Origin of the sequence: Roseomonas sp. E05 (genome assembly GCF_030063475.1) — a bacterium.
GTDB lineage: Bacteria > Pseudomonadota > Alphaproteobacteria > Acetobacterales > Acetobacteraceae > Pseudoroseomonas.
The window spans coordinates 76,143-90,223 of the sequence record NZ_JASIRT010000006.1 but is presented as its reverse complement, the minus strand read 5'-3'; the positions used below and the strand labels follow the sequence as shown (position 1 = coordinate 90,223).

Here is a 14,081-nt window from a genome sequence, read left to right as displayed (position 1 = left end):
CCCTCCGCTGATGCTCAGAAATCCTTTCAGAATCAATGCCCAACCATTTGATATCGAAGCGTTTTTATATTTTTCGAGCAGTGCTGGCGGGGGATGGCCTGACTAGAGCATTTTCACCCATTCCGATGATGCCATCGGAATGGGATCTGCTCTAGCTCGCCCGATTCAGCCGCTCGATGTCCTCGGCGCTCAGCCGCAACTCGGCGGCGCCGATCAGGTCCTCCAGCTGCTCCAGCCGTGTGGCGCTGGCGATCGGCGCGGTGATGCTCGGGCGCGCCATCAGCCAGGCGAGCGCGACCTGGGCCGGCTTCGCCTTGTGGTGTTCCGCCACCTGGTCCAACGCCGCCAGAACGCCCAGTCCGCGCTCGTCGAGGTACTTGGCGACACCCTTCCCGCGCGGGCTCTGCCCCAGATCAGCCTCCGAGCGGTACTTGCCGGTGAGGAAGCCCGCGGCGAGGGAGAAATAGGGGATCACCCCCAGCCCTTCCTCGCGGCAGAGCGCCTCCAGCCCGGCCTCGTAGTCGGCCCGCTCGACCAGATTGTAATGCGGCTGCAGGCTCTCGTAGCGCGGCAGGCCATGCTTCGCACTGGCCTCCAGCGCCGCCTTCAGCCGCGGCGCCTCGTAGTTGGAGGCGCCGATGGCGCGCACCTTGCCGGCCTTGATCAACTCGGCATAGACGCCGAGCGTCTCCTCCAGAGGGGTGTCCGGGTCGTCCTTGTGGGACTGGTAGAGATCGATGACGTCAGTCTGGAGGCGGCGGAGGGAATCCTCCACGGCGCGGCGGATATAGGCGGCGGAGAGGCCTTTGCGGTCCGGCCCCATCTCCATGCCCACCTTGGTGGCGATGACCACGCGGCTGCGCTTGCCGCTGCGGGCCAGCCAGTTGCCGATGACGGTCTCGGATTCACCGCCCTGATGCCCGGGCGCCCAGCGCGAATAGACATCGGCGGTGTCGATGAAGTTGAAGCCGGCTTCCACGAAGCGGTCGAGCAGGCGGAAGGAATCCGCTTCGCTGGCCGTCCAGCCGAACACATTGCCGCCGAAGCAGAGCGGCGAGACCTTCAGGCCCGAGCGGCCGAGCGCGCGCATTTCCATCGTCAGGTTCCTTCCATCGGTGATGGTGCCGGGTGGCAGAGTGGGGCTTCCCCCGGCGGGACGGAAGGCCCCCCTTCCGGGAAGGCAGCCAGGGGAGACAGGCTCCCCTGGCCCGGCCTTGCTCGCGCGGTCCGTGGGGGCGGACCGCGCGAGCAAGCGGAAACCGAAAGGCCGCGCTCAGCCGCGGCGCGCGCGGCGCCGGTCGGGCACGACCACCGCCGGCGCCGGCAGGGCGAAGGCGGATTGCAACTCGCCCGCCACGAAGCGCTGCGCGTCGCCCGCCTGCGCCAGCAGGAAGGGGTTCACGCCGAAGAACTCATGCGTCACGCCCTGGAAGTCGCGCGCCACCACCGTCACGCCGCTCTGCCGCAGGCGCTCGGCGAGCAGCATGCCGTCGCTGCGCAGCGGGTCGATCTCGGCGGTGACGATGACGGCCTTGGGCAGCCCGCGCAGGTCGGCGCGGCCATAGACGTTCAGCCGGGTGTCCTGCAGGTCGGCCGGGCTGCTGATGTACTTGTCGAAGAACCAGCGCATCATCGCCGCGTTGAGCGGCTTGGCATTGGCGTTCTCGACATAGGACTGCGTGGTCGTGTCGGTGCCGGCGACGGGATAGATGAGGCCCATCGCCACCGGCAGCGGCGTGCGGGCGTCGCGGGCCGCCATGGCCACGTCCAGTGCCAGGTTGCCGCCGGCGCTCTCGCCCACGACAGCGACACGCGAGAGGTCGGCCCCGAACTGCGCGGCGTTCTGGAGCGCCCAGAGATAGCCGGCATAGGCGTCGTTGACCGGCCCCGGGAACTTGCTTTCCGGCGCCTGACGGGTGTGCACGGCCAGCACCACCGCCTGGGCCTCCGCCGCCAGGGCGCGGGCCGAGGCGTCATAGGCGTCCAGGTTGCCGATCACCCAGCCGCCGCCGTGATAATAGACGACCAGCGGCAGCAGCGGCTGCCCCTGGCGCGGCAGTTCGACCGGGCTGTAGAGCCGTGCCGTCAGCGGGCCGCCGGGGCCGGGGATCTGCAGGTCGCGCACCACAGGCAGCGGGCGCGGCGTATCGGCGCGGTCGAGCACGCGCAGGCGGTGCTTCACCGCATCCGCCATGCCCGGCTGCAGCCGCGCCTCGGCGGGGCTCAGCGTCTCGATGGGCTTCGGGCGGAGCGCCTGCAGGCTCTCCAGCAAGTCGCGCATCTGCGGGTTGGCGCGGCCGGTGGGATCGGCAGGCGGCATGGACTCGGGCGCGCCGGCGCAGGCGCTGACGAGCCCGGCGAGACCAAGCGGCAGCATCAGGCTGGCGCGGCGCGACAGGACAGGCATCGGGCATCTCCTCAGCCCCGGCCAAGGGACCGGGACGTGCGGAGAGGGCAACGTGGACTTGACGGCCGGGTTGCAGAACCAGCACGGGCGGCCCGGCCTTCACCGGGCCGCCGCGGGATCAGACGATCCCCTTCCCGCGCAGCGCAGCGATCTGCCCGGCCGAGTAGCCGAGGCTGCTCAGCACCCCCTCGCTATGCTCGCCGAGCAGCGGCGGGGCGGAGCGGTAGTCGGGTGGCGTGGCGGAGAGCTTCACCGGATTGGCGATCACCTTCACCGTCTCGCCCGAGCCGTGCGGCATCTCCTTCACCATGTCGCGTGCCACGACATGCGGATCGGCGAAGACCTCCTTCAGCGTATTGATCGGGCCGCAGCCGATCTTCAGCGCCTCCAGCTTCGCGATCCATTCCTTGGTGGGCCTCGTCTTGGTGACGGCCGTCAGGGTCTCGGTCACCAGCGCGCGGTTGCCGACGCGGGCGGCGTTGGTGGCGTAGCGCTCATCGGCCAGCAGATGCTCCAGGCCGAAATTCTTGCAGAAGCGCTCGAAGGTCGGATCGTTGCCGATGGAGAGCACCATGTACCCGTCCTCGGTCGGGAAGACCTGGTAGGGGACGATGTTGGGGTGCTGGTTGCCGAGGCGCGGCGGGTTCTCGCCGGTGGCCAGGTAGTTCATGCCCTGGTTGGCGAGCCAGGCGACATGGGTGTCGAGCATGCCGATATCGATCTGCTGCCCCTGCCCCGTCGCCTGCTTGTGGCGCAGCGCGGCCAGGATGCCGATGGTGCCGTAGAGCCCGGCGAAGAGATCGGCGATGGGGATGCCGACCTTCTGCGGCTCGCCCTCCGGCTCCCCGGTCAGGCTCATCACGCCGCCCATCGCCTGGATCAGCGCGTCATAGCCCGGGCGCGGCGCATAGGGGCCGGTCTGGCCGAAGCCGGTGATCGAGCAGTAGATCAGGCCGGGATACTTCTCCTTGAGCTGCTCGTAGCCCAGCCCGTACTTGGCCAGCGCGCCGACCTTGAAGTTCTCGACCAGGATGTCCGCCGTCTCCAGCAGCCTGTGGACCACGGCCTGGCCCTCCGGCTGGGCGATATCCAGCGTCAGGGACTTCTTGTTGCGGTTGACGCCGACGAAGTAGGCGCTCTCCTTCGTGTTGGGAACGTAGGGGGGCGCGAAGCCGCGGGTGTCGTCCCCGGCCTCCGGGCGCTCGATCTTGATCACCTCGGCACCGAGATCGCCCAGCATCTGGGTGCAGGTCGGGCCGGCCAGCACGCGGGTCAGGTCAACCACGCGCAAGCCCTTCAGCGGACCGGTGGGGGTGGAGGGGCTCGGCTCGGTCATCAGGCTGGCTCTTTCCTGTCGCGTTGGCTGTTGCGGCCCCCGGTGGGGCCGGAGGGTGCATGAAGCCAGATTCGCCGTTGCCCCGCCACCCCGCCCGCCCCGAGACAAGCGCCCCGGGCAAGCGCCCTCAGGCCAGCATTCCGCCGAGCGCCTTCAGCTCGGTGACCAGCTCGTCAAGATCGAGGGGGATCGCAATGGCATGGCCCTGGGCGAAGTCCACCCCGATCTCGCGCAGCCGCTCCAGGATCAGCCCGTTCTCGACGAACTCGGCCACCGTCTCGGCGCCGATCTCGTGCGCGATGCGGTGGATCGAGCGCACGATGGTCAGGTCGATCACGCTCTCCGGCAGGTTGCGGATGAAGCTGCCGTCGATCTTGATCGTGTCCACCTTGAAGGCGCGCAAGTAGCCGAAGGAGCTGAGGCCGGCGCCGAAATCATCCAGCGCGACGCGGCAGCCGAGCTGGCGGATGCTGTCCAGCATCGCCCCCGCGGAAGTCAGGTTGCTGACCAAGGCCGTCTCCGTGATCTCCAGGGTCAGCGCCTGCGGCCGCAGGGGCGACTGCTGGAGCAGATCCAGGAAGAAGGCAAGGAACTGCGGATCATTCAGCGAATGGGCCGAGATGTTGATCGCCAGCGAGAGCCCCGGCACCGTGGCAAGCTGCGCGGCCCGGCGCTGCAGAACCTCGCACAGCACCCAGCGGTCCAGTTCGGCCATCAGGTCGTAGCGCTCGGCCACCGGGATGAACAGGCCCGGCGAGACCAGGACGCCATCCTTTCCCACCATGCGCAGCAGCAACTCGTAATGCTTTCCCCGCTCCACCCCGATGGCGGCGATGCGCTGGGCGTGCAGGCGGAAACGCCCCTCGCGCAGCGCGGTGCGGATCTCGGTTGCCATGATGATCTCGCGGTGATGGGCACCGCCCGCCTCATCCTCCATGTCATAGACGCTGATGCGGTTCCGCCCGGCGAGCTTGGCCGCGTAGCAGGCGACGTCGGCATGCTTCATCACGCTGGCGCTGGTCGCCACGGCGCCGATCGAGGCCACGCCGATGCTGGTGGTGATGCGGTAGTCCCGCTCCTCCCAGCTGAAGGTCATGGCGGCGATCGCCTCGATCATCGGCGCCAGCACCTTGCGGGCCTTCGTCACCGGGCAGCCGAACAGCAGGATCGCGAATTCGTCGTCGCCCAGCCGGGCCACCATGTCGGTCGGCCGCACCATGCGCGACAGGATCTGCGCCACCGTGCGCAGCAGCGCGTCACCCGCCGCATGCCCGGCGCTGTCGTTGACGATCTTGAAGCGGTCGAGATCGAGGAAGCAGAGAGTGTGCTCGCCGCCGCCGACATGCGCCGAATCCACGGCGCTGGCCAGCGCCGCCTCGAATTTCCGGCGGTTCGGCAGGCCGGTCAGGGCGTCGTGGAGCGTGGAGAACTCCAGCTCCTTCTGCATGCTCTGCACCGCCCGCACGTCCTGGAACACCAGCACCGCGCCGAGGATGGCGCCGTCCTTGCCCCGGATCGGGGCGGAGGCGTCCCGTACCTCGATCCGCTCGCCATGCCGGTCGATCAGCACGGCCTGGCGCTTGAGGTTGAAGGGGCGCCGTGTCGCCAGGGTGACGCGCACGGGGTTGAGCAGCGTCTCGCCGCTTTCCGGGTCGGCAATGTCGAAGACAACCTCGACCGGCCGGTGCCTGGCCTCATCCAGGGTCCAGCCGGTGGTCGCCTCCGCCGCCGGGTTCATGAAGCGGATGCGCCCCTCCGCATCGGTGCTGATCACTCCGTCAGTGATGGCGCAGAGCGTGACATGCAGGCGGTCGCGCTCCTCGTGCAGGGCGGCCTCGCTGCGCTTGAGGCGGCTGATATCCTGGATCTGGGAGATGAAATGCATCGGCCGCCCGGCGGAATCGCGGAGCAGGGAGACGGAGAGCAGGCCCCAGATCAGCTCGCCATCCTTGCGGCGGTAGCGCTTTTCCATCTGGTAGCTGTCGGTCCGGCCTTCCATCAGCGCCTGCAGATGCGCCAGGTCGGCGGCGAGGTCGGGGTGATAGGTGATCTCCCGGAAGTTCAGCCCCAGCAGTTCGGCCTCCGGATAGCCGAGCAGCGTGCAGCATGCCTGGTTGACGCGCAGAAAGGTGCCGTCCAGCCCGATCAGCGCCATGCCGATGGGGGAATGGTGCATGACGCTGCGGAACTGCGCCTCGCTGGCGCGCAGCGCCTCCTCGCGCCGCTGCAGCGGCGTCATGTCGCTCGTCACCTTGGCGAATCCGATATGGCGCCCGCCAGCGTCGTGGATCACGCTGAGGACGACATGCGCCCAGAAGCAGCACCCGTCCTGCCGTCGCCGCCAGCCCTCCACCTTGACCCGGCCTTCCCGTAAGGTGCGGGCGAGAAGTGCCTCCGGCTCGCCGCGCTCCAGCTCCTCCGGACGAAAAAAGACACGGAACGACTTACCGATGATCTCGGCGGCGCTGTAGCCGTTCACGCGGGCCGCGCCGGCATTCCAGCTGACGATATGGCCGGCCGGATCAAGCATGCAGATGGCGTGATCCTGCACGGCGTCGAACAGCAGGCGCAGATGCAGCGCCTGCTCCTCCTCCCCGCTCATCTCCATGCTCGCCATGGCATGCACCTCTCGTTGCGTGCCGGAATTCTCTCCGCGGCCCAGCCGGACAGGGACCATCGTGACGCGATGCGATGTCCTTGTCCCGCAGGCGGCTGGACATCTTGCCCAAAGAGCAAAATCCCAGAACGTTAGGAGTTGCGCAAGATAATGTGACTGCCGGTTGGGTGTGCGATGGTGATGCCGGGGACAGGGTTGCCCGCCCGGCCGCGCCGGCGCATGGTCGCGCCTCGCCATCGCCAGAACGCAGCGGAGGAAACCCATGCTCGATCGTCCGAACCCTGCGCCGGAAGCGCCCTGCCTCGACCCCTTCGTGCTGGCCAAGGCGCTCTCGGGCGTCCATTTCATCGGTGGCCGCTTCGCCCCGGCGAAGTCCGGCCGCAACTTTGCCGTGGTCAACCCGGCGACCGGCGCCGAGGTGGCGCAGGCTGCCGAGGGCGATGCCGCCGATGTCGAGGCGGCGGTGGCCGATGCGGCGAAGGCGCAGAAGGAATGGGCCAAGGTGCCTGCCCGCAAGCGCGGCGCGCTGGTGCACAAGGCCGCGGCGCTGATCCGCGACCATGTGGAGGAGCTGGGCCGCCTCATCGCGCTCGAGACCGGCAAGGCACTGCGCACCGAGAGCCGGGTGGAGGCCAACACGGTGGCCGACGTGCTGGAGTTCTTCGGCGGCCTGGGCGGCGAGCTGAAGGGCGAGACCGTACCCTTCGCGCCGGACGTGCTCTCCGTCACCGTGCGCGAGCCGCTCGGGGTGGTGGGCGCCATCATCCCCTGGAACGTGCCGATGCTGCTGATGGCGCTGAAGGTGGCGCCCGCGCTGGTGGCCGGTAACGCCGTGGTGGTGAAGAGCGCGGAGGAGGCGCCGCTCGCCGTGCTGCGCATCTGCGAGCTGATGAACCGCGTCCTGCCGCCGGGCGTGTTCAACATGGTCTCGGGCTTCGGGCCGGAATGCGGCGCGCCGCTGGTCGCCCATCCGCTGGTCCGCAAGGTGACCTTCACCGGCTCGGTCGAGACCGGCAAGATCGTCTACCGGACGGCGGCCGAGAAGCTGATCCCGGTGACGCTGGAACTCGGCGGCAAGTCGCCGATGATCGTCTTCGCCGACTGCGACTTCGAGAAGACGCTGGCCGGCGCCCTCACCTCCATGCGCTTCACCCGCCAGGGGCAGAGCTGCACCGCCGCCAGCCGCATCTATGTCGAGCGGCCGATCTTCCAGAAGTTCGTGGACGCCATGGCCGAGAAGGTCGACCAGATGGTGATGGGCGATCCGCTGGACGAGAAGACCGACATCGGCACCATCATCTCCGACGGCCAGTTCGAGAAGGTGAAGGCCTTCATCGAGGAGGGCAAGGCCACCGCCGGCGCCACCGGCCGCGCCTGCTCCGCCATGCCGAAGGACCCCGCGCTGAAGAAGGGCCTGTTCATCCAGCCCGTGATCTTCACCGGCCTGACCAGGGAGAGCCGGCTGGTGCGGGAGGAGATCTTCGGCCCCGTCACCTGCATCTTCCCCTTCGACGACCCGGAGGCGGTGCTGGCCGAGGCGAATGACAGCGAGTACGGCCTGGCCGCCAGCCTCTGGACCAACAACCTGAAGGTCGGCCTCAATCTGGCCCACAAGCTGGAGGCCGGCCTGGTGCAGATCAACCAGAACCTCGTCGTGCAGGCCAACCTCTCCTATGGCGGCGTGAAGTCCTCCGGCCTCGGCAAGGAGGCCTCGCTGGAGGCCATGCTGGAGCACTTCACGCACAAGAAGACGATCATGGTGAACATGGGCTAGCCTCGCCGCCGCAGCTCGGCGGAACCGCGAGGGGGTCGGATGCAGGGAGCGCCCAGGCTTGCCGTCCTGATCCCCTGCCGCAACGAGGCGGCGGCGATCGGCGGCGTGGTGGCGGGGTTCCGCGCCGCGCTGCCGGACGCCGCCATCCACGTCTACGACAACAACTCGACCGACGAGACGCGCGCCATGGCCGCCGCGGCCGGCGCCATGCTGGGCAGCGAGCGCCTGCCGGGCAAGGGCAACGTCGTCCGCCGGATGTTCGCGGACATCGAGGCCGATCTCTACCTGCTGGTGGACGGCGACGGCACCTATGACCCCGCCGCCGCCCCGGCCATGGTGCGGATGCTGCTGGAGCAGCGGCTGGACATGGTGACGGGCATCCGCGTCGCCAGCGCGGCGGGGGCCTATCGCCCCGGCCACCGCCTGGGCAACCGGGTGCTGACGGGGATGGTGCGGCTGGTCTTCGGCAACCGCGTCTCGGACGTCCTCTCGGGCTACCGCTGCTTCTCCCGCCGCTTCGTGAAGTCCTTCCCCGCCCTGGCGCAGGGCTTCGAGACGGAGACCGAGTTCACCGTGCATGCCCTGGAGCTGCGCCTGCCGGTTGGCGAGCTGCCCACCGCCTATCGCGAGCGGGGCGAGGGCTCCGCCTCCAAGCTGCACACCTGGCGCGACGGGCTGCGCATCCTGCGCACCATCCTCCGGCTGATTCAGCGCGAGCGGCCGCTGCTGTTCTTCGGCAGCATCGCGCTGGCCTTCCTGCTGCTCTCCGCCGGCTTTTTCCTGCCGGTCTTCGGCACCTATCTCGAAACCGGCCTGGTACCGCGCCTGCCGACCTTCCTGGCCTCGGTGGCCTTCCTGCTGCTCTCCTTTCTCGCCGGCGCCTGCGGGCTGGTCCTGGACACCGTGACCCAGGGCCGGCGGGAGGCCAAGCGCATCGCCTATCTCGCCATTCCCGCCCCGCAGCCGGAGGCGCTCGCCACACTGGCGCCGGCCGAGAGTTCAAAATCCCCCGCGCGCATGGCAGGTTGAGCGCCATATGCGCCTCTCCCTCCCCGCGATCGCCAATGATCGCCGCTTCCTCATCATGCTGGCCCTCGGCTTCTCCTCCGGGGTGCCGCTGCCGCTGACCGCCTTCGTGCTGCGGCAATGGATGTCGGAATCCGGCATCGAGCTGACGGCGATCGGCCTCACCGCCCTGGTCGGGCTCTCCTATTCGCTGAAATTCCTGTGGTCGCCGCTGATCGACCACTCGGCGCCGCCGCTGTTCCGCGCCTGGGGGCGGCGGCGCGGCTGGCTGGCAAGCATCCAGCCGGTGCTGGCGCTGGCCATCCTGGCGATGGGCTTCACCAACCCGGCCACGGCGCCCGAGATCACCGTCGCGGTCGCCGTGCTGGTCGCCTTCCTTTCGGCCAGCCAGGACATCGTGGTGGACGCCTTCCGCATCGAGATCCTGGAGGAGCGGCAGCAGGGGCTGGGCCTCGCCTACTATGTCTGGGGCTATCGCGGGGCGCTGCTGGCCGCCAATGCCGGCACGCTGACCGTCGCCAACTTCGCCGGCTGGACGGCGGCCTTCGCCTATTGCGCGGCGCTGGTCGGGGTGGGCTTTCTGGCCGTGACGCTCGCCGCCGAGCCGGCCGCCGCGCCGCGCCCGGCGCTCGCCTGGGCGGCGCGGATGCGGGCCGCGGTGGCGGACCCCTTCGCCGACTTCATGCGCCGGCCCTACTGGCTGGCCATCCTGCTGTTCATCGCCCTCTTCAAGCTGGGCGAGGCGCTGGCCGGGGTGATGACGGCGCCCTTCTACCGGGAGATGGGCTTCAGCCGCGTCGAGGTCGCGGCGGTAGGCAGCGTCTTCGGCCTTTTCGCCACGCTGCTCGGCGCCCTGGCCGGCGGCTGGCTGGTGGTGCGCATCGGCACCGCCCGCGCCCTGGTGCTGACCGGCCTGACGCAGATGCTCTCCAACCTGATGTATGTCGCCCTCGCCCATGCCGGGCACGACATGCCCATGCTCTGGGCCCAGGTGGGCGTGGAGAACTTCACCGACGGCCTCGCCGACGCCGCCTTCGTCACCTATCTCTCCAGCCTGACCAGCCGCGCCTTCACCGCCACGCAATACGCCCTGCTCTCCTCGCTGGCGGCGGTGCCGCTGCGGACCCTGGGCGCCAGCTCGGGCAGTCTGGCCGAGTGGCTGGGCTGGGCGGACTTCTTCCTGCTCACCACCGCCGCCGCGCTGCCGGCCATGGCGGTCATGCTGTTCCTGCTGGCGCGGCTGCCGCCGCCCCGCCCGGCGCCGGAACACGCCCTGCCTGCATCCGAAGCCTGAGCTGCGGCGTTGCAGGGGCAACAAGGCCCCTGCACGGAGCTCTCCCCCATGCCCTCGCCGCGCCCCGCGCTCGAACTGCTCGCCCGCCTCGGCTATGCCGCGCGGGGCGTCGTCAACCTGGTGATCGGCGTACTGGCCCTGGTTGGCGCCTTCGGCCCCGGCGGTGGGCAGGCCACCGACTCCAAGGGGGCGCTGCAGGAGTTGCTGCTGCATCCCTTCGGCGGCGTGCTGCTCGGCGTCGTTGCCCTCGGCCTGTTCGGCTTCGCCTTGTGGCGCGGCATGCAGTCCCTCCTCGACGCGGACAACAGAGGCCATGGCGGAAAAGCCATGGCGGTGCGCGGCGGGCAGCTCGTCTCGGCCTTCGCCTATGTCAGCCTTGGTGTCTTCGCAGTGAGCCTGCTGATCGGCAATGCGACGCACAGCGGCGACGGACAGTCGGCGCGCGACTGGACGCGCTGGGTGCTGGAGAAGCCGGCCGGCGAGCTGCTGGTGGCAGCGGCGGGCGTCATCGTGGCAGGCGTCGGGTTCGCGATGCTGTACCTGGCCTGGAGCCGCGCCTTCACCCGCCATCTCCGCTGCTCCGCCGAGGCCTCCCGCTGGGTGATCCCGCTTGGCCAAGTGGGCTTCGCGGCGCGCGGGGTGGTGTTCCTGATCATCGGTGCCTTCATCGGCATCGCCGCCTGGCAGTCCGATGCAAGCGAGGTGCGCGGCCTGGGCGGCGCGCTGCTGGCGCTGCAGCAGCAGCCCTTCGGGCGGGCCCTGTTCGGGCTGGTCGCGCTGGGACTGGCCGCCTTCGGCACCTTCGAATTCGCCGAGGCGCGCTTCCGCCGCATCGACGCGCCCGGATAGGCGCAGGGCCGGCACGGCACGAGGAAGGTTCAGGCTCGCCCGCTCGCCGCAAGTGCAGCGCGGCTTGACGTCACATCCGGCCTGACCGACGCCCCAGCCAGCAACTCCACCTCTCTGGGCGTGGAGAGGGGCTTCGACACTCCCGCCCTCGGTTGCTTCCAGCGCCCAACCGACGCCGGATCGCGAAACCGGCCTCGGTTGCTGGAGCGGGAACGACACCATCCCGGCGGTGCGGCCCGGGGAGCGGCCGGATGGGCGCATGCTCGCGCCGATGATGCCGTGGCAGCCACGCCAGGCTCACCGGCGAGGATGCGCGGGCGCTGGCGCATCTCCTCAAGAGCCTGCCCGCCGTGAAGCATGCCGCATCGCCCGCCACCCAGTGCAGCGGAACCGGCACCAAGCCCGTCTCTCGGCGTCGTCCTGCCGGGAAGGGAGCTGGCACGGCGGTGCGAGGCGGATTGGACCGTGCCTGAGCGCCGCCGCATCTTGTTATTAAGAATGAATCGCAATATCAGATCTTCCTGACGATGCCCGCCCCTGGGCGCCCGCAGGGAGATGCTGAAACCGATGATCCTCTCCGCTACCGTACCCGCCGGATTGCGCCGATCGCTGCTCGCCGGCGTCGCACTCGCTGCGCTCGCCGCCCCCGCCCATGCGCAGGACACCGGCACCGCGGCGCCTCTGGTCCTCCCGGAGGTGAATGTGGAAGGCACCGCATGGCGGGCCTGGTCGCCGATCGAGGGCTATGTCGCGCCGCTGACCACCACCGGCACCAAGACCGACACACCGCTGATCGAGGCGCCGCAGTCCGTCGGCGTCGTCACCCGCGACCAGATCGACGACCAGGCGGCGCTCACCGTCTCCGAGGCACTGCGCTACACGGCCGGCGTGCTGCCCGAGGTCCGGCCGACCAGCCGCTATGACAGCGTCTATGTCCGCGGCTTCGGCGGCCAGGGCTCCAGCGCGGCCTATGTCAACTTCCTCGACGGGCTGCGGCAGCAACGCGGCGTCTCCTACGCCATCCCGACCGTCGATCCCTGGCTGCTGGAGCGGATCGAGGTGCTGCGCGGCCCGGCCTCGGTGCTGTACGGGCAGACCGGCTCGGGCGGCATCGTCAACCTGGTCAGCCGCCGCCCGACCGAGACGCCGATTCACGAGGTGCGGCTGGAAGCCGGCAGCAATGCCCTGCTGCAGACCGCCTTCGACTTCGGCGGCAAACTGACCGAGGACGGCCAGTTCCTCTACCGCCTGACCGGCATCGGCCGCATCGCCGAGACGCAGTACGACTACAACGAGGAGCGCCGCATCGCCATCGCCCCCGCCCTCACCTGGCGACCGAACGACGCCACCACGCTGACCATCCTCGCCAACTACCAGTATGAGCCCGAGGGCGGCTTCTACAATTTCGTCCCCGCCACCGGCACGGTGCTGGCCAGCCCCTATGGCAAGCTGTCCTCCAGCTTCTTCGGCGGCGACCCCAGCTGGAACCACTTCGAGCGCCGGCAGGCCTCGATCGGCTACCAGTTCGAGCATCGCTTCGACGAGACCTGGACGGTGCGGCAGAATTTTCGCTACCAGCACCTGGACACGGTGTTCCAGGCCGTCTCCGGCCGCAGCCTGACCGGCGGCCGCACGCTGGTCCGCGCCGGCGTCAATTCCATCGAGCATGTTGATACCGTCGCGCTCGACAACCAGCTGCAGGCACGCTTCACCACCGCCGGGATGGAGCACACGCTGCTCACCGGGCTGGACTGGAGCGGCTCCTATGCCAAGCGGCGACTCGGCAACGCCTCCGTCTCCTCGCTCGATATCTTCGCGCCGAGCTACTACGTCTCGATCCCCACGATCAGCGCCTCCACCTACACCGACCAGGACCAGACGCAGCTTGGCGTCTATGCCCAGGACCAGATCGCCTGGGGCCGCTGGCGCTTCAACATCGGCATCCGGCAGGACTGGGCCGACACCGACACCACCACGCGCAACACCGGCGTCAGCAGCTCGCAGGAGGATAGCGCCGTGACCTGGCGCGCCGGGCTGCTCTACCTCTTCGACAGCGGCATCGCGCCCTATGTCAGCTACGCGACCTCCTTCCTGCCCAACAGCGGCACCTTCGCGCCGGCCCGCGGCGGCGGCACCTTCGACCCGACCACCGGCCAGATGTTCGAGGCCGGCGTGAAGTACCAGCCGCCGGGGATGAACAGCTTCATCCAGCTTGCCGCCTTCCAGATCACGCAGCAGAACGTGCTGACCACCGATCCGCTCTACAGCAACTACAGCGTGCAGACCGGCGAGATCCGCTCGCGCGGTGTCGAGCTGGAGGGGCGGGCGAGCCTCTCCGAGAACCTCGACCTGATCGGCACCTATGCCTACACAGAGGCCGAGATCACCAGCTCGACCACCGCGGGCGTGACCGGCAACCAGGCGCCGCAGGTGCCGAAGCACGCGGCTTCCGCCTGGGCGAACTACCGCTTCCGCAGCGGTCCGCTGAACGGGCTGGGCCTGGGCGGTGGCGTCCGCTTCATCGGCGAGACGCAGGGCGACGAGGCGAACAGCTTCACCGTGCCTTCCGTCACCCTGGCCGACCTGGCGCTGCGCTACCAGCTTGGCGCGCTGCGGGACGACCTCAAGGGCGCGGAAGTCACGCTGAACGTCAGCAACCTGTTCGACAAGGAGTACGTGGCGAGCTGCTCCAGCACCACCAACTGCTTCTTCGGCAACCGGCGCGTCGTGCTGGCGGGGCTGCGCTACACCTGGTGAGCGGCGGCGGGCGGCGCTTGA

Annotated in this window: 9 protein-coding genes; 5 read left to right on the top strand and 4 right to left on the bottom strand. The window is 69.3% G+C overall.

Annotation, left to right across the window (positions count from 1 at the left end; all coding sequences use genetic code 11):
• Positions 1-151 precede the first annotated feature (151 nt).
• The 4 genes from QMO56_RS08700 to QMO56_RS08685 form a co-directional block, all read right to left on the bottom strand.
• Complete coding sequence (locus tag QMO56_RS08700) at positions 152-1,096, bottom strand: aldo/keto reductase (protein ID WP_283524963.1); 945 nt, start codon at positions 1,094-1,096, stop codon at positions 152-154.
• A gap of 177 nt (positions 1,097-1,273) precedes the next feature.
• Positions 1,274-2,407, bottom strand: a complete 1,134-nt coding sequence (locus QMO56_RS08695) for an alpha/beta hydrolase (RefSeq protein WP_283524961.1) — start codon at positions 2,405-2,407, stop codon at positions 1,274-1,276.
• A 118-nt stretch (positions 2,408-2,525) separates the two neighbouring features.
• The gene (locus tag QMO56_RS08690; protein WP_283524959.1) at positions 2,526-3,743 is read right to left on the bottom strand and encodes a CaiB/BaiF CoA-transferase family protein; all 1,218 of its coding nucleotides are present in this window, start codon (positions 3,741-3,743) and stop codon (positions 2,526-2,528) included.
• Between the two features lie 127 nt (positions 3,744-3,870).
• Complete coding sequence (locus QMO56_RS08685) at positions 3,871-6,360, bottom strand: PAS domain S-box protein (RefSeq protein WP_283524958.1); 2,490 nt, start codon at positions 6,358-6,360, stop codon at positions 3,871-3,873.
• Between the two features lie 262 nt (positions 6,361-6,622).
• Here QMO56_RS08685 and QMO56_RS08680 point away from each other — a divergent pair, with 262 nt between their 5' ends.
• The 5 genes from QMO56_RS08680 to QMO56_RS08660 all read left to right on the top strand — a co-directional run bounded on the left by QMO56_RS08680 (position 6,623) and on the right by QMO56_RS08660 (position 14,060).
• On the top strand, positions 6,623-8,134 hold the full coding sequence (locus QMO56_RS08680; RefSeq protein WP_283524957.1) for an aldehyde dehydrogenase family protein: 1,512 nt from the start codon (positions 6,623-6,625) through the stop codon (positions 8,132-8,134).
• 39 nt (positions 8,135-8,173) lie between these two features.
• Complete coding sequence (locus tag QMO56_RS08675; RefSeq protein WP_283524956.1) at positions 8,174-9,163, top strand: glycosyltransferase; 990 nt, start codon at positions 8,174-8,176, stop codon at positions 9,161-9,163.
• A gap of 7 nt (positions 9,164-9,170) precedes the next feature.
• Positions 9,171-10,454 carry an AmpG family muropeptide MFS transporter gene (locus tag QMO56_RS08670; RefSeq protein WP_283524955.1) on the top strand — a complete coding sequence of 428 codons (1,284 nt, stop codon included), beginning with the start codon at positions 9,171-9,173 and terminating at the stop codon, positions 10,452-10,454.
• Positions 10,455-10,502: 48 nt separating this feature from the next.
• Positions 10,503-11,303, top strand: coding sequence for a DUF1206 domain-containing protein (locus tag QMO56_RS08665; RefSeq protein ID WP_283524953.1), 801 nt, complete (start codon positions 10,503-10,505; stop codon positions 11,301-11,303).
• Positions 11,304-11,870: 567 nt separating this feature from the next.
• Entirely contained in the window at positions 11,871-14,060 is a 2,190-nt protein-coding gene (locus QMO56_RS08660; RefSeq protein ID WP_283524952.1) for a TonB-dependent siderophore receptor, read from the top strand.
• Positions 14,061-14,081 lie beyond the last annotated feature (21 nt).